The 15,659-nt window shown below is 46.7% G+C and carries 16 protein-coding genes; 15 read left to right on the plus strand and 1 reads right to left on the minus strand.

The window, feature by feature from the left end; all coding sequences use genetic code 11:
- Positions 1–5 precede the first annotated feature (5 nt).
- From C400_RS0124595 to C400_RS0124630, 8 genes are all read left to right on the plus strand, one after another.
- Entirely contained in the window at positions 6–1,115 is a 1,110-nt protein-coding gene (locus C400_RS0124595; protein WP_017428585.1) for a GerAB/ArcD/ProY family transporter, read from the plus strand.
- Positions 1,112–2,218: a GerAB/ArcD/ProY family transporter gene (locus tag C400_RS0124600; protein WP_017428586.1), complete on the plus strand. Its 1,107-nt coding sequence runs from the start codon at positions 1,112–1,114 to the stop codon at positions 2,216–2,218. The genes C400_RS0124595 and C400_RS0124600 overlap by 4 nt, the downstream gene beginning before the upstream one ends.
- A 424-nt stretch (positions 2,219–2,642) precedes the next feature.
- Complete coding sequence (locus tag C400_RS0124605) at positions 2,643–3,038, plus strand: Fur family transcriptional regulator (RefSeq protein WP_013373543.1); 396 nt, start codon at positions 2,643–2,645, stop codon at positions 3,036–3,038.
- A complete protein-coding gene (locus tag C400_RS0124610) occupies positions 3,014–3,853 on the plus strand; it encodes a response regulator transcription factor (protein ID WP_017428587.1) in 840 nt (279 codons plus the stop codon). The genes C400_RS0124605 and C400_RS0124610 overlap by 25 nt, the downstream gene beginning before the upstream one ends.
- Positions 3,854–3,995: 142 nt before the next feature.
- On the plus strand, positions 3,996–4,409 hold the full coding sequence (locus C400_RS0124615; protein ID WP_016324858.1) for a BlaI/MecI/CopY family transcriptional regulator: 414 nt from the start codon (positions 3,996–3,998) through the stop codon (positions 4,407–4,409).
- Between the two features lie 3 nt (positions 4,410–4,412).
- Positions 4,413–5,273 (plus strand): M56 family metallopeptidase, encoded by an 861-nt coding sequence (locus tag C400_RS0124620; RefSeq protein WP_016822783.1) that lies wholly within the window; start codon positions 4,413–4,415, stop codon positions 5,271–5,273.
- A 119-nt stretch (positions 5,274–5,392) separates the two neighbouring features.
- Positions 5,393–5,800, plus strand: a complete 408-nt coding sequence (locus C400_RS0124625; RefSeq protein ID WP_013373539.1) for a DoxX family protein — start codon at positions 5,393–5,395, stop codon at positions 5,798–5,800.
- 158 nt (positions 5,801–5,958) lie between these two features.
- Positions 5,959–7,947: a methyl-accepting chemotaxis protein gene (locus C400_RS0124630; protein WP_017428588.1), complete on the plus strand. Its 1,989-nt coding sequence runs from the start codon at positions 5,959–5,961 to the stop codon at positions 7,945–7,947.
- Between the two features lie 87 nt (positions 7,948–8,034).
- On the opposite strand, the gene C400_RS0124635 is transcribed toward C400_RS0124630, so the two are convergent.
- Entirely contained in the window at positions 8,035–9,021 is a 987-nt protein-coding gene (locus tag C400_RS0124635) for a DMT family transporter (protein WP_017428589.1), read from the minus strand.
- A gap of 180 nt (positions 9,022–9,201) precedes the next feature.
- Here C400_RS0124635 and C400_RS0124640 point away from each other — a divergent pair, with 180 nt between their 5' ends.
- The 7 genes from C400_RS0124640 to C400_RS0124670 all read left to right on the plus strand — a co-directional run bounded on the left by C400_RS0124640 (position 9,202) and on the right by C400_RS0124670 (position 15,634).
- Positions 9,202–10,059: a LysR family transcriptional regulator gene (locus C400_RS0124640; protein WP_016822786.1), complete on the plus strand. Its 858-nt coding sequence runs from the start codon at positions 9,202–9,204 to the stop codon at positions 10,057–10,059.
- Between the two features lie 70 nt (positions 10,060–10,129).
- Positions 10,130–10,843 (plus strand): pirin family protein, encoded by a 714-nt coding sequence (locus tag C400_RS0124645; protein WP_017428590.1) that lies wholly within the window; start codon positions 10,130–10,132, stop codon positions 10,841–10,843.
- Between the two features lie 15 nt (positions 10,844–10,858).
- On the plus strand, positions 10,859–11,197 hold the full coding sequence (locus C400_RS0124650; RefSeq protein ID WP_017428591.1) for a hypothetical protein: 339 nt from the start codon (positions 10,859–10,861) through the stop codon (positions 11,195–11,197).
- A gap of 179 nt (positions 11,198–11,376) precedes the next feature.
- Positions 11,377–13,002: a spore germination protein gene (locus C400_RS0124655; RefSeq protein ID WP_016822789.1), complete on the plus strand. Its 1,626-nt coding sequence runs from the start codon at positions 11,377–11,379 to the stop codon at positions 13,000–13,002.
- Entirely contained in the window at positions 13,002–14,219 is a 1,218-nt protein-coding gene (locus C400_RS0124660) for a Ger(x)C family spore germination protein (protein WP_017428592.1), read from the plus strand. Before C400_RS0124655 ends, C400_RS0124660 begins: the two co-directional genes overlap by 1 nt.
- Positions 14,212–14,436: a hypothetical protein gene (locus C400_RS0124665; RefSeq protein WP_016822791.1), complete on the plus strand. Its 225-nt coding sequence runs from the start codon at positions 14,212–14,214 to the stop codon at positions 14,434–14,436. Before C400_RS0124660 ends, C400_RS0124665 begins: the two co-directional genes overlap by 8 nt.
- 43 nt (positions 14,437–14,479) lie before the next feature.
- Positions 14,480–15,634, plus strand: a complete 1,155-nt coding sequence (locus C400_RS0124670; protein ID WP_017428593.1) for a GerAB/ArcD/ProY family transporter — start codon at positions 14,480–14,482, stop codon at positions 15,632–15,634.
- The last annotated feature ends 25 nt before the right edge of the window (positions 15,635–15,659 follow it).

The following is a 15,659-nucleotide window of genomic DNA, read 5'->3' on the forward strand; positions in this document are numbered from 1 at the left end:
AGGCGATGAAGAAGACACAGATAAGTTCAAAAGAAATGATCTCTCTCATGGTGCTGTTTGAATTGGGCACATCCATGATGTCTATTCCCGGTAGGGATGCGGGTAAGGATGCATGGATCGCCATCCTCATTTCCACGATTGTTGGGGCATTGCTTTTTGTTTGCTATGGCAGCCTGCACCGACGTTTTCCTGATTTGCTTATGACACAATACTGCAGAGCTCTTTTGGGCAAGAAAGCAGGGAGCGCGCTTGCTTTTTTATATATCGTGTTTTTTCTCTACGGCGGAGCACGGGATCTTAGGGACACGGGGATCCTGATTGCTGACCGTACACTTCAGCATACGCCGTTGACAGTCATCTGTGGCTTAATGGTTGTACTTGTCATGTATGTGGTGTATTTGGGAATTGAGGTTGCAGGCCGGACGGCCATTATCATGTTGATTTTGCTACTGCTGCTGGGTCTCGCTACTAATATGTTGATTTTGTTGGCAGGCATTGTGGATGTGGGCAATATATTGCCCATAGCCGAGCATGGCTGGCAGCGGATATGGCAAGTAGTTTATTCGCAGGCCGTAATGCTACCGTACGGCGAGATGGTTACGTTTGCGATGATTCTTCCCACCTTAAAAAAAGGCTATCGTGCCAATGGGGTAGGGGTCTCTGCTATATTGTTTGGAGGGCTACTCCTGTCTGTTGTTACGCTGTCCAATGTGCTTGTACTAGGAGAGGACGTGTTCAAACGGGCGACTTATCCCCTGCTTACTATGATCAGCAAGGTCGAAATATCTGATTTTATCGACAGAGTCGATGTGATCGGCGTGATGAGCGTTATAATTTTTGATTTTTTCAAAATCTTCATCTTTTATTATGCCGCAGTTAAAGCGGCAGAGGATGTATTGAGAATATCCTACCATAAACTGATTCTGCCATTTGGGCTGATCATGTTAGTCTCTTGTGTATTAATGGCACTGGGTTATCAAGATCACCTTGAAACAGGCGAGTTTGTACTGAAATGGCTGTTTCCGATATTTGCCGTGTTTTTTCCACTCTTACTTCTAATTGTATCGTGGCTGAAAAAGACCCGGAATAAAAAAATAGAGGAGAATGCCCCATGAGTCATCGTCTTGCCAATAAAACATACATCAGTACCGGACAAATGCTCATTCTGATGTTCCATTTTATTCTAGGAAATGCAGTCATTATTAATATGGATAGTGAATATGAACGGAATACTTGGATTGCTCAGACTATTGCTATGCTGGTCGGAATGGTATTGTTCCGGATGTACACCTACACGGCAGAGAGATTCCCCGGCCAAATGTTGACTACCTATGCTCGTCAATTGGTAGGGAATAAGGGTGGAACGGCAATAGGGGTACTGTACATTCTGTTTTTTTTGTATTTGACCAGTAGAAATTTACGTGATGAGACTGAACTGGTTCGTGTGTCTGTACTGGAAAAAACACCGAGCCTAGTCGTGGCTTTTCTGATGATTCTCTGTGCAATCTATGTCCTCTGGCTTGGCTTTGAAGTACTGGCCCGTACGGGGCAGGTGTTTTTTGTAGTAATCCTCATCGTTATGCTTTTGGGAAATACATTATTGCTCTTATCGGGCAGTGTTCATCTTGAAGAACTGATGCCCGTCATGAGTAAGGGTTTTAAACCTGTACTCATGTCAGCCCTAAGGGATCGTTTGGCTTTTCCTTTTGGTGAGCTGATTTGTTTTATGATGTTTGTCCCTTCTGTAAAAAGGCCTTCACAGATCACCAAAGCTGGATATATAAGTATTTTAGCTGGAGGCACTATTTTAGTTGAAGTCGCAATACTAAATGTAACCGTGCTGGGGACCGATATAACAGAGCGTTCTATTTTTCCATTATTAAGTACATTCCAGAACGTGCAGCTTTCGGAATATGTGCAGCGTCCAGATGTTATTGTACTGATGTCCATTATTATCGGAGACTTTTTTAAAGTGGCCTTGTTTTCTTATGCAGCAGTGTTGGGGATATCGGATATATTTGGTTTACCGTACCGAAAAGTGCTCTTACCTTGCGGTATTATTGTTTTACTATGGTCACAGATAGGGGCAACAAACCTGAGTGAGCACTTTGAATTTGGACGACTGTCCCTCATCTATGTTCATCCATTATTTGTTTACGTTATTCCTTGTTTGTTCTTCCTGCTGGCTCTCTTGCGGAGAAGCAGAGGAAGAAGTTGAAACTTTGAGGAAACGTGACCATTGTGAGAACAGGAAGCGAAATGCATTTCCTATTGGCTTTTTGCCTACATTTATAAGGAGCACCATGAGCATTCCCACCAGCACAATATATTCTGATGGTCGCATCGTGCGAAAAGCCAATGAAACAGGCTCCCAAGGATGATGAACACCAAAAAGCCACTTTACCGACACACTTGTCCCAAGCATTAGTAGCATAAAAAGTATGAATATCCAAAGTGTTTTCATCAAACATCCCTCCATGAGCTGAATGTATATCATGTATACATTGTGTTGCAAAGCGGCACAATTTATCCGATCTCATTGACTTGAAATAAATTAAGATTTATACTTATTCTAAATTAATTTTTATTGTGATTATAAGTTTGTAATAAATATAATCTGCGTTGGTTAAGGGAGATGCGGTATGAGAACTTTAAATTTAACTTCGCAGCGCCAAGCGGTATATGATGTGGTCCGTGAGGCCCACGATCATCCTACCGCTGCCGATGTTATGAATCGGTTGATGGAGCGCGGATATAATCTGGCCTATGGAACGGTCTATAATTCATTGCGTTATTTAACGGATAAGGAATTAATCCGTGAGCTGAAACTAGGGGAAGCTGCTAGTCGTTATGATGGTCGGATGGACGATCATCAGCATATTATTTGTCAGGTATGCGGCCGAGTAGATGAAGTGATGAGTGAAGTCCCACACGATTGGATTGATACGGTTGCGCATGAAACGGGATATACGATTGCCCATGCCCATGTCGTATTCGGAGGAGTGTGTAAGGAATGTCAAAGCAAGCGAATCAAGTAACGAATCGTATTAAAGTAGCTGACATGCCTAGACGGGTGAAGGGCAGTTGGACATCGATGTTGTCTGCCCCGTCTACACCTGCGGTGCAGACCGTTCCTTCTAATGAACCTTTGTATTGTCCGACCACGCGTCGCATCATCCTGATCAGTTCCGTACCGGGTGTAGTCCACGGTGTGGTGCGTACGTTGTCAGATGCGTGTTTTGACGTAATGGTCTTCCATCGCTGGGAGCCTGAAGTGCAGCGTCATTTGGGGAGCGACCTCTTGATTTACGATTTGACCGCCACTGATCCACGGCGTGAATTGCTGAGTATCCGCAATGATCTTGAGCATGAATATATGAAAGACACACCAGTCATGTATGTGGTTCAGGATCGGATGTCTTTACGTGCGCATGAGCTGCTTCCTTCGGAAGAGGTACTGATATGGCCACTAGCATCCAACCAAATGGTGCATGACATTGAGCGGATGATTGTGCGTCATCCGGTGATTTCCCGCCAGGCAGCGCAAACCAGTCAGCGTACGGTGTTCAAGGATATCTGGATTGACCGTGATAAAATGTTGGTATATAAGGAAGAGAATCTATTGAATCTAACCAAAACAGAATACGATTTGCTATTGAAGCTGATAGATTCTCAAGGAAAAGTGATCTCGCGCGAGCAAATGATGCATGATATCTGGGAAACCGATTTTGTCGGCGGCAGCAATGTTGTAGATGTGCATGTCAAAAGTTTGCGCAAGAAGCTGGACGATCGACCTGCGGAGCCTGAATATATAGCAACCGTAAGAGGTGTAGGATACAGATTGGCAGATTAAACGGAAAGTTATGAATATCGATAAATTCCGCCGGATGGATACCATTCGGCGGTTTGTATACGGTGCCTAAAGCTGACACTAGGTGTGACAGTTGACTTTATCAGGATACATACACTACAATCGGTAGTGTGAGGTGCTTCTTATGAAACGACTGAATTTTAAAGCTGGCGAAACCGGACTTAACCGATTTTTCGGGCCTCTGGAAGCCAAAATCATGGATATTTTATGGTCCACTTCGGATCGGAGTATCAAAGAAGTGCAGACCGCATTGGAGGGGGATCGGGACTTTAACTTCAATACGGTAATGACCGTGATGAACCGTTTAGTGGAAAAGGGGATTTTGAGCAAAAGTATACGCGGGAGAACGTCCTTATACCGTCCTGTTTTAAGCAGAGAAGAGTTTATGGATGAGCAATCCAAAGAGCTGAGTCACGAACTGGTGGATGAATTTGGTCCGCTTGCTGTTAACCATATGATTGATGCTCTGGAAGTAGCTGATCCGATTTTGATCGAACGTTTGGAACAAAAAATTAAACAATGGAAAAAGGATATGTAGACGATGTGGAAAACACGTTCTAAATTACTGTTTACAGCAGGCGCCTTGATTTCGGGTTTTGCCCTTATGCAGATGGGGATGTACGCCGGGCAGCATGTTTTCGGCTGGAAATTGAATTTTAACGTGTTTCAAATTTGCAGAAGTTTGTTGCAGCACTATGGAATCGGCTACATGGTGGATGCGCTCAGTGGACTGGTTTTTGTAACCTTCGGTATCGCCGGAGGAGAAGCAGTCAGACAGTGCATGGCTACCAGGGCAGCTTTCCGCAGACTGCATCGAATGCGCGACCTGCCGTTGACCGAAGCACTGGGTGAGCGATATCGCGAACTCGGGACCGATCGAATTTGGGTCATTGATTATGCCAAGCCTGCTGCCTTCACCATGGGTTTATGGAAGCCGCGAATTGTATTGTCCTCTGCACTGTTGTCCGTACTGGACAAGCATGAGGAAGAAGCGGTTATATACCATGAAGCCTATCATATGAAGCATTATGATCCATTGAAGACCTGGTTCCTGCAAATGTGCGCTACACAGCTGTTTTACTTGCCGGTGCTACGTCACATTACCAACCATTATAAGACGGCCCGTGAAATCTTGGCGGACAACGAAGCGATTCATCGAGCCGGTTCACCGGTTGGAATTGGGAGCGCATTGCTCAAGCTTCTGAGTATGACACCCGCTAATGCCCGTCTGGTAAACTCCGCCGCTTGTTCCTCTTTTGCAGAGACGTCCATTAATTATCGGATCTCACGTATTCTAGACCCTCAACAAAAGCCGACCATTCAGATGCCTTGGCGTTCGATTATGTTTTCAGGCTATGTACTCGTCATGTTAACGCTTATGTTTACACTGGCGTTAATCTAGTTTGGCAATATGTATCATAGAAGGTGGCGCCTTGTGCGCTACCGGTTCTTGATATGTATAACACTACATTTTGTAGTGTTAATTATCTAATCCGTATACAACTTAAAGGAGATGAGCTTATGAATCAAACGCTTGCGAATATTGGATTGTTATTGGTACGAATTTTTACAGGAGTTATTTTTATCGTTCACGGTGCACAAAAGTTTCAGGGACTAGACGGAACCTCCGGCTTCTTCCAGAGCCTCGGACTCCCTGGCTGGATGGCCCCTGTGGTCGCTACGGTTGAGTTGGTTGGAGGGATTGCACTGGTTCTGGGTATTGGAACACGACTGGCTGGAGCAGCATTGACCATCGTAATGATCGGAGTATTGCTGACTGCAAAAAAAGGACAACCTTTTGGCTCGATTGAATTTGATCTCCTGATTTTGTTCACTAGTCTTCAGCAAGCCCTGGTTGGTGGACGCTTTCTGGCGGTGGATCAGTTGTTTGGCCGTAAAAAGGCTGAAAATAGTAACGTGCAGGTCTAAATGTTCATATAACCGCGTCCTTAGTCTCATAGGACGTGGTTTTTGTTTTTCTCCTTTATGAAAATTCTTTGTAAATGTTTTGCTGCTTTCTGCCGATATAACTTCCATGGAATGTAATGAAATAATATCGCTTTTTGAGCAAAGGGGAAGAAAGATACATGGCAACAACGCGAAAAAGAAAGACCATTTGGACACTCAGGAACAAGTTAATTTTAGGTTTTTTACTTGTTTTGCTGATTCCGAGTTTAAGCATTTCCATTGCAACCTATAAATCGTCGTATAATGCTATGGAGAAACAGCTTTACAGCAGCGCAAATCAGGGGGTAACGACCGCTAACTCCGTGATTGAATATGCAATCGCCAGTAAAATTGAAGATGTGCAATATTTGGCGGAACGCCTCGACGGTTCGATGATTGATGGTCGAAATAGCCCCTTGATTGAGCCCAAGTTGATCCAATACAAGGGCTTGCACGAAGATGCTACAGATATTTTTGTCGGTACACCAGAGGGCTTGATGATCCGGGGGGTGCCTAAGGAGGATGAAGGAACATTTGACCCTCGCACACGACCATGGTACATAGAAGCGATGAAGCAGCCCGGTAAGGTTGCAATTACGCCTGTTATCATCAATTCATCGGGTATTCCTGTTGTTGTAGTATCTCAGACGCTTTCCGACCAGTCTGGAGTTATCGGGATCTCTCTGAATCTGGAAAGTGTACGTAAACTGGCCTCCATCAAAGTGGGCCAAGAGGGGTATATCATCATTTTGGATCATTCGAAGAAATTCGTGGTCCATCCTACGGCTAAAGCGGGTTCATCTCCTCAGGAGAATTCGCTTGATAAGTTGTATACTGCGCCGAGCGGGAATTTTAAATATATGCATGAAGGTCGCGAGAAATATTTGACTTATGTAACGAATGAGGATACCGGCTGGAAAATTGCAGGTACCTTCTATCAATCCGAGATTAACGATGCCACCGCTGCCATGCGTTATGTAACTATTTTCGTGCTGGCTGCCTCGTTGGTAATTGCGCTTATCGCGATTTTTCTAATTACCCGTTCTGTTCTGGTACCGATTCGTAAGCTGCAAAAATCAGCAGAACGAATCAGCGAAGGAGATTTGACGGGTGATTTGGAAACTGGAAAAACAGATGAGGTAGGTGAACTGTCTGCTCACTTTCAAACCATGGTGGATAGTTTGCGCACGATGATTCGAAGCGTACGCGAAACGACAGATCGGGTAAGTTCTTCAGCGGAGGAGCTGGCTGCTGGTGCAGATCAGACGACCCAAGCTATTGAGCATGTTACTATTGCTATTCAGGAAGTGGCTGTAGGCAGCGAACGTCAGTTACAAAGCGTCAAGCATGGCTCTGTGAGTATGGAGGGACTGGCTCAGCAAGCAGCGGATGTATCCGAGCGTATGGTGGGTGTATCTGAACATGTGAAGATGAACGCCGAGTCAGCACAGGAAGGTAGCAAGGCTGCTACGCAGGCTGTACAGAAAATGCATGATATCGACGAGACTGTTCATGATCTTGGACAAGCTATGGACTCCCTGAGTGAGCGTTCCGGTGAAATCGTGAATATTATCAGTGTTATATCTGGTATTGCCAAACAGACTAATTTGTTGGCATTGAATGCATCCATTGAGGCCGCACGCGCTGGGGAACATGGCAAAGGATTTGCCGTGGTTGCTACAGAGGTACGCAAGCTGGCTGAGGAATCTGCCAAATCGGCTACCTTGATTTCGGAGCGCATTGAAGCGATGCAGGTGGATATGAACCATGCTTTGGGCGCGATGCAACAAGCGCGGGCACGGGTGACGGAAGGTATTGATTCGGTAACCACATCCGAGCATTCCTTTGCGGAAATCAGTCAGGCTGTCGAACGCGCGATGGGGCATATCCATGATATTACTGGAGTGACTCAGGAAATGGCACGGGGGACTGTAGGCGTCGCAGATATTATGAGCGATATTTCCCACATCTCGGACGAGGCAGCGAGCAACACCGAGTCGATCTCAGCGGCGGCTGAGCAACAGCTGGCTTCCATCGAGGAAATTGCTTCATCCACAGCAGACCTGAGCCAAATGGCAGAGGAGCTGCGCGAATTGGTTGGACGTTTCCAGGTTGAAAAAAAATCCTGAAATGATAAAAAGCGCCCGGATACCGGAGGTTATATTCCGTATCCAGGCGCTTTTTTTGATGTTTTATCATAATTTTGGTTCGCAGGGTTAGAAGTCACCGTTGAACGACTTGCGGCGATTCAGACGGAAACGGGCACCCCGTGAGCTGTTGGACGGACGCAGAGAGCTTCTCTGAAACATATTGTTCAGAATAAGTGCGAAAATGACCAGTACAGTCCCGTACAGTTCAAAACGGCTAATGGCATAGCCTTGGAAATACATAAGTACCAGCGTGGTAATCGGTACAAAATTAATAAATAGAATACCGTTTAGCGGAGACAGCTTGCGGATTCCGGCATTCCAACTCAGCAAGGCCGCTAGCCCTGGAAGCAGGATCATAAAGCTCATTTCGTATTTGACTGACCATACGTGCTGCCAATCCGGCACTGCAATCCAGTTGAAAGCAGAGGCAAAGGTCACGACTACAAAAGAAACCAGAGTTCCAAGCAGGCAGGTCAAGGTTGAATATCGAAGAGTAGACCACCCTGCAAAATGACTGCCTCCCATGGAATATACGACCCAACCGACGACACCCACGAAAATAAGCAGCAGCGCCAATAGATGTTGTCCGGCAAGCGTGAAAAAGGTCCATTTGCCGTTCGTGATAACCAGTAATGCCCCAGCCAGCGCAATCAACATGCTGATTAATGTATATTTTGGAGGCATTTTACGGGTCATGATCCACACCATCGCAATGGAGATCATCGGCATTAGCACTTCCATAATAGCAGCTACAAGGGTACCTGCTGCCCCCATCGCGTGCTGTCCCTGGAAAACGGCCATATTATAAATGGTAAATCCCATAGTTCCGAAGAACAATAACACCTTGCCCTTGCCATCAAAGCGAAATGCAGTCCGTCCCTCTTTGAGCCACAATAGCACTATTAATATGAGTGTAACCGATAAATAGCGCAAAAATGAAAAGTACAGTGGATTAATATGCTGTAATGCAATGTGCGAAACCGGAAACATCGCCCCCCAGGACATACTGGCGATCAGGCATAGTAAAGATCCGGTCATGATCTGTTTGTTCATGGTGTACAGAAGCTCCTCCTTGCCGGTCTCAGCGGACATATCTTATGGACACATCATAAAGGATAGGAAGCTGTTGGTAAAATGATTGAAAATAAACATTATGATCATTTAAAATGATGATAAGTGACAAGGCGCGTCAATTTTGGTGGTCCTTGCCCTTCACAATAAGGGGGAACAGTAGTGGATCTGAACGATTTAAACATTTTCCAGACGGTGGCTGCACATGGCAGTGTCAGCAAGGCTGCAGCCGAGCTTAGCTACGTCCAGTCCAATGTAACGGCCAGAATCAAGCTGCTGGAAAAGGAACTGCAGACGCCTTTATTTTATAGACATAAGCGGGGGATGATCCTCAATGCTGAGGGCAAGCGTCTGCTGCAATATACGAAAAGCATTTTATCGCAATTTGAGGAAATGAAGCATGCGTTTCAGAACACCTCTACACCTTCAGGGGTGCTGGAGATTGGTATCGTGGAGACTGTCATTGCCCTTCCAGCCATTTTACATGCTTACTACAGTAAGTACCCGGATGTCGAATTGTCCCTCAAGGCCGGGGTTACGGAATCACTGGTGCAGGAGGTTGCAGAAATGCGACTGGATGGAGCCTTTGTAACCGGACCAGTCAAGCATCCGCTCATTGAACAGTTTGATGTATTTCAGGAAAAGCTGGTCCTCGTATCTCAAGGAAATGACTTTTCGGTTGACGATTTTACAACTCGTCCGCTCCTGGTATATAAAAAAGGCTGCGGATATCGGGGAAGACTGGAAACCTGGCTCAAAATGGAGGGGATTATCCCCAAGCGGATCATGGAGTTTGGGACATTTGAGACGATTATCGGCAGTGTAGCGGCAGGCATTGGAATGACCGTTTTCCCCGAATCCTCGATCAGCGGGCTGGTGGCTCAAGGTCTTGTGTGCGGTCATGCCATCCCTGAGCCTTACAATGAAGTGACAACGGTGTTTATCCGCCGTAAGGAGGCCTTCGTTACCAGTACCTTGCAGTCTTTTATAGATGAGATTACCACTCAGACAGAAGCGTAGCTTTATGGCTTGGGCTCGGGTACAATGAGAGGGATTTGATCTCATTGTTCATCCTTGAAGGAGGGCTATTATGTTTACAATATATCCGGCTGCTTCCCGATTCAGCTTCGATAAGGGATGGCTGCGGGGGAGCCACAGCTTTTCATTCGCGGAGTATCAGGATGAGAACAATACAGCGTTTGGTCCTATGCGTGTCTGTAATGACGATGTCATCGCACCAGGCCGGGGCTTTGGGGCGCATCCGCACAGCGATATGGAGATTGTCTCCATTGTGCTGTATGGGGAGCTGCGTCATGAAGACAACCGTGGACATGTGGCGGTGACCCGTTTTGGAGGCATTCAGCGAATGTCAGCGGGGCACGGCATCATTCATACGGAGCACAACGCTTCGCAAACCGAGGATGTCAGTCTGCTGCAATTGTGGTTCAGTCCGCACACAAGAGGATTGCAACCTTCCTATGAGACTACAACGTTCAATACGGAACGTCTGCAAGGTCAGCTCCTGCCTGTCGTTGCTGGAAAGCGTGTACCCGGCACGGAGGGTGAAATAGCTTCAATTAATCAGGATTTAACGATTTATTTAAGCAAGCTTCAGCCCGGGGAACAAGTAGAATTTACACAGGCCGAGGGTCGGCGCGTGTTCCTGTTCGTCATCGAGGGTTCACTGCGTGTCAACGGTGGACATCTTCTCCAAGGCCGAGACTCTGCTCGCATAGAGGAGGAGCCGAAGCTATCACTGAAGGCAGAGGATTCTGTTTTTTATATGTTGATTGATTTGCCCTAAAAGGAGGTGCGCACAATGGCGCAGCAGGAAACATGGCTGATCAAGCATGCCGTCACAGGGCGAAGCTTTGCTGACAGCCGCAAGCAGCGTTTCGATTGTCGTTTGGAATCGGCGGACGGCGTGTTTCGCTTCACGCTTCAAGAGTTGCCGAGTGAGGCAGCGGAGGCGATTGTGCGTTTCAGCAAGGAGCTGAACGTATTTCGTTTTGTAACACCCGCAGATGGCGGATTCGTGGTAAAGCATTGGTATTACGTCACCCCGGAAAGTGTACAATATCATGCTCAGATCGGCGAGCTTACGTTCGAAGCCGGTTCTGAGATTGAATACCATCCCGAGGAGTATTGGGGAGATTAAATCTTCTTGATCATAAATGTTCGGATGTATAATTGATTTTTGAAGGCTCTGCATCATTGCAGGGTCTTTTTGTTATGTGTTCAAGATGGTGAGTTCATTGGATACATAATCCTTTGCAGGCTGGTACATCCTATATGTCATATTAACTGATCGGTTTATTCGTAAAGGGGGGACTAACGATGAAGAAAGGGCGCTTTCCCAAGCTGCCAAAGCTACCGTGGAGCCGGAGAGCGGTTCCAGCCGCTGAACGCAAAACACGAAATGCTCGTGTGCCCAAAGGGCTGCCTGAGTCTTCATGGCTGGAAGAGCCACTGCGCAGCAGTCTGGAAGACAATAGGGTCGCAATGCGTGATATTTTCAAGGAATGCTCTGATATCGTCTACCGAGAGCTCATGATTTCCCCTGAACGAAAAGGGTTGCTGGCATATTTCGAAGGCACGGTAAAATCAGAGGATTTGCAGGATCATATTTTGCGGCCTGTCATCTTGGGTATGATGCTCAAGGACCCTGAAGTGAACGGCAAATTGGAGCCGCTGGATGAGACTCGTATCTCCATGTCCCAGACCAAAACGATGGACGAATGGAAGCAGGTATCGGCAGCGATACTGGACGGCAATGCCGCTCTGTTCGTAGATGGAACGGCTCGTGCTTATATTTTCAGCGCCAAGGGAGGCGTTCGCCGTGGCGTGGAGGAGCCGCAGACCGAGGCTGTTATTCGTGGGCCACGTGAGGGTTTCACAGAGACACTTCGCGTGAATACGGCACTGCTACGATTCAAGCTGAAGACCTCCAAGCTCAAGATGCACAGCATGACCCTCGGAACAGAAACTCAAACGAGCGTCGTCCTTACCTATGTTGAAGGGATCATAGATCCGAAGCTGGTGGAGGATGTTAAAAAGCGCCTCAGCGATATTAAAATTGATGGTGTTCTGGAGACTGGATATATTGAGGAACTGATTGAGGATCACCCATATTCACCGTTTCCGCAAATGGAATACACCGAACGTCCCGATACCGTCACCGCGCAATTACTGGAAGGACGGTTTGCCATTTTTGTGGACGGCACGCCTTTTGCCCTGATTGGACCAGTCACGATGTGGCAAATGATGCAAGCGAGCGAAGATTATTACGAGCGCTTCTTCATCAGTAATATGGTGCGCTGGATTCGTTTTCTTTTTCTCATCATGGCTCTCTTTCTGCCAGCATTATATGTAGCGGTGACGACCTATCATCATGATATGCTGCCGACGACACTCATATTGAGTATTGCGGCGGCTCGGGAATCCATCCCTTTTCCAGCCCTGGTGGAAGCATTGATGATGGAAATTTCCTTTGAGGCGCTGCGAGAAGCTGGGATTCGTCTCCCCAAAACGGTTGGTCAGGCCGTCAGTATCCTTGGGGCGCTCGTTATTGGTCAGGCCGCAGTACAGGCAGGAATCGTATCGGCGCCAATAGTTATTGTTGTGTCGCTCACAGGTATTGCCTCGTTTACCATACCGCGTTTTAATTTTGCCATTACGGTTCGTCTGCTGCGATTTCCAATCATGCTGATGGCTGGTTTATTTGGCTTGTTTGGCATCATTATTGCGACAACGCTGATTGCTACGCACCTAACCAAGCTAACATCGTTTGGTGTCCCTTATATGAGTGGATATAGCCCGTACAACCATATGGATCAAAAGGATATTATCGTCCGTGCACCTTGGTGGAAAATGACCAAACGTCCTTCATGGATTGGTAAGGACAACAACAAACGAGCGAAGAAAGAGATGAACGGATCGCCTAAAACCGAGGAGGGATGGTGATGAAGCCCACATCAAATACACAGCAAATACGTAAAGCAGCTGTACTTTGTTGTCTACTGCTTTGTTCTATTCTTTTGGGAGGATGTTGGGATCGCCGTGAAGTGAATGATGTGGCCTTTGTGATGGGTACCGGACTGGATAAGGAAGGCGATCAATACCGGGTAACGATGCAAATTGCTCTGCCCGGACAGCTCGGATCTTCGGGCAGCACAGGAGGAGGGGGGGGTACCAGTGGTACGAAGTCCTACTACCTGGAGTCCAAAACAGGTCCAAGCTTCCGGGGAGCAAGTACTGAGGAACAGCGAGAGGTTTCGCGAACACTGAATTATTCTCATCGACGGGTGCTGCTGCTCGGGGAGACGCTAGCCCGAGAAGGAATTAGCAAAATGATGGATGTCATTGCACGTATTCCGCAGAACCGCCTGTCTTCCCTTGTTGTTATTACAAAGGGGTCAGCGATGGAAATGCTTCAGGCAGATGCTCCGATTGAGCAATATCCAGCGGAAATGGTGCGTGAGCTCAACTTTTCCTATATGAAAAAACCTCGTTCCGTTAAGCTGCTGATGAATTCCGTCCTGCTGGAAGGCATTGACCCGATAGTTCCAGTAATGTCTCTGGTGAAGAATGGGCCTGATAGTCTTAAAGACAAGAAGACAAATATTCAGGTTGATGGACTGGCTGTCTTTCGCCAAGACAGATTAACAGGGATTATTGATAACCACCTCAGTCGGTTTCTGCTGTTGGGTATGGAGCAAGCCAAAGAAACAGAAATTTTTATCCCCCCTCCCAAAGGTAGAGGCTATATATCTGTGCATCTCATCGAAAATAAAGTTCATATCGAGCCTTTTATTCGGGGGGACGAAATTCGAATGACGGTTCATATGAACTGCAATGGGAATGTGAAGGAAAATGAGACGAGCTTCGATATTTCCAGGGAGGAGAATTTGAAGTGGTTGGAGCAGCAAACGGTCGAGGAAATTAAGAGGGAGCTGGGAGAGGCTGTTCATGTGATTCAGCAAAAGTATCATTCAGACGTGCTTGGCCTGGGCCGGGCTATTATTACGAATCACCCGGATGAGTGGAAACGGATTAAACCTCAGTGGGAGCAATTGTATCCCAAGGTGGAGGTCACCATAGATCCGGTCGTGCATATTGAGAATATCGGGGCGGTCACCAAGCCATTCGGGGTCAAAAAGGAGCAAATCCAGAATGAATAAAGTTTTTCTATTACCTTTATTGCTGGCTATGATCTTCATGTATCTGATTGACCGTAAACGTATTAGCAATGCACCTGCCGTCAATCGCTGGGTCTCCCGCGTATTGTATGTCATTAGCATTGGCATCTGGATTTATGGCACATCGACGAAGAGCACTGTTTATGTGGCTACTTGGCTGACCCGCTTTATTGACATGTGGCTCCCCCCTACGTTGTAAATCGTGTAATGGATGCCTGCGGGCAAAAGGAGGATGTACCTGCATGAAACAGTTCACAACCAGACAAATTGTGCTGTTTAGTGTATTGATGGAGGTCGGTATTACCCTTATACATGCTCCGGCGCAGGCAGCAGATCACGCGAATCAGCATGCCTACTGGACCTGTATAATTGCAGCCATTGTGCTCTGCTTGCCGATCTGGGCGATGTTGAAACTCAAACGCCGTTTCCCTGATCAGGATCTGATGGAGGCGATGGTAAGCTCTCACCCTGTGCTGGGACGTATGCTGCTTGCAGTCTATTTCATTTTATTCCTGATCATTTTTGCGCGGGATTTGAGGATTATTACCGATCTGGTGGAGGTGGTTCTTTTGCCGCTGACTCCGATTGTGGTCGTATCTCTTATTGTGCTATTGACTATGGCATTTATGGTTAAAGGGGGGATAAGTACCCTTGTCAATATGACCGAGATTTTTGTGCCATTGTTGATTGTGACACTGTTGACTATGCCGCTTTTTTTTGGAGGTAATATGGATTTTTCGATGCTGAGACCCTATTTACATCCGGAGGTAGATGGAGTGATCAAGGGGAGCTGGCGCATGCTCGGATATATGGCCGATATCATGATCGTTCCCTTTGTGATTTCTGGGAAGAGCTATAATGGACGTAGTGCGTGGTTGGGGCATTTACTCGGAACCGCTATTATAATCATGCTGGTGTTGCTGTCGGAGTTGGTGATTGGAGTTCCTATCTTGTCACGACTGTTTTATCCATCGTATGAACTGGTGCGTCAGTTGCAACTAACGGACTTCCTGGATCGGTTCGACTTGTTCGTGGCAGCACTGACCGTACCAGCCTTTCTTACGAAGATTGGAATTGATCTGTACGTTACCAGTTTGGCGGTAAAGCGCATGTTTGCCCATGTCTGGGGGAGTCTGATGGTTTGGCCCTTAGGTTTGTTAGGTTATGTCTGTTCGTTTATGCTGTTCTCCAACATCGTACAAATTTATGATTTCAGCCGGGAATGGACTGCGGTGATGGTCATCTTTTTTGTATTCATGCCCTTCTTGCTGTGGATGTTGCTCCGACCCAAATTTAAAGGGAGAGGTGATGATAACTCATCATCTGGCAGGGAGAGGGATAGAAGTGATCAGAAAGAAGGCCAGCAGGAAAGCGAAACAGGACACGCCCACTTATAAGATTACTGTATTTATCGAAAAAGTA

Source organism: Paenibacillus sp. ICGEB2008 (genome assembly GCF_000307675.1).
Taxonomy (GTDB): Bacteria; Bacillota; Bacilli; order Paenibacillales; family Paenibacillaceae; genus Paenibacillus; species Paenibacillus polymyxa.

Coding starts and splice junctions, on each gene's coding strand:
- C400_RS0124670 (WP_017428593.1), top strand. CDS start 14,480: ATGAAACAGTTCACAACCAGACAAATTGTGCTGTTTAGTGTATTGATG.
- C400_RS0124600 (WP_017428586.1), top strand. CDS start 1,112: ATGAGTCATCGTCTTGCCAATAAAACATACATCAGTACCGGACAAATG.
- C400_RS0124595 (WP_017428585.1), top strand. CDS start 6: ATGAAGAAGACACAGATAAGTTCAAAAGAAATGATCTCTCTCATGGTG.
- C400_RS0124615 (WP_016324858.1), top strand. CDS start 3,996: ATGAAACGACTGAATTTTAAAGCTGGCGAAACCGGACTTAACCGATTT.
- C400_RS0124605 (WP_013373543.1), top strand. CDS start 2,643: ATGAGAACTTTAAATTTAACTTCGCAGCGCCAAGCGGTATATGATGTG.
- C400_RS0124635 (WP_017428589.1), bottom strand. CDS start 9,021: ATGAACAAACAGATCATGACCGGATCTTTACTATGCCTGATCGCCAGT.
- C400_RS0124655 (WP_016822789.1), top strand. CDS start 11,377: ATGAAGAAAGGGCGCTTTCCCAAGCTGCCAAAGCTACCGTGGAGCCGG.
- C400_RS0124625 (WP_013373539.1), top strand. CDS start 5,393: ATGAATCAAACGCTTGCGAATATTGGATTGTTATTGGTACGAATTTTT.
- C400_RS0124665 (WP_016822791.1), top strand. CDS start 14,212: ATGAATAAAGTTTTTCTATTACCTTTATTGCTGGCTATGATCTTCATG.
- C400_RS0124645 (WP_017428590.1), top strand. CDS start 10,130: ATGTTTACAATATATCCGGCTGCTTCCCGATTCAGCTTCGATAAGGGA.
- C400_RS0124630 (WP_017428588.1), top strand. CDS start 5,959: ATGGCAACAACGCGAAAAAGAAAGACCATTTGGACACTCAGGAACAAG.
- C400_RS0124610 (WP_017428587.1), top strand. CDS start 3,014: ATGTCAAAGCAAGCGAATCAAGTAACGAATCGTATTAAAGTAGCTGAC.
- C400_RS0124620 (WP_016822783.1), top strand. CDS start 4,413: ATGTGGAAAACACGTTCTAAATTACTGTTTACAGCAGGCGCCTTGATT.
- C400_RS0124660 (WP_017428592.1), top strand. CDS start 13,002: ATGAAGCCCACATCAAATACACAGCAAATACGTAAAGCAGCTGTACTT.
- C400_RS0124650 (WP_017428591.1), top strand. CDS start 10,859: ATGGCGCAGCAGGAAACATGGCTGATCAAGCATGCCGTCACAGGGCGA.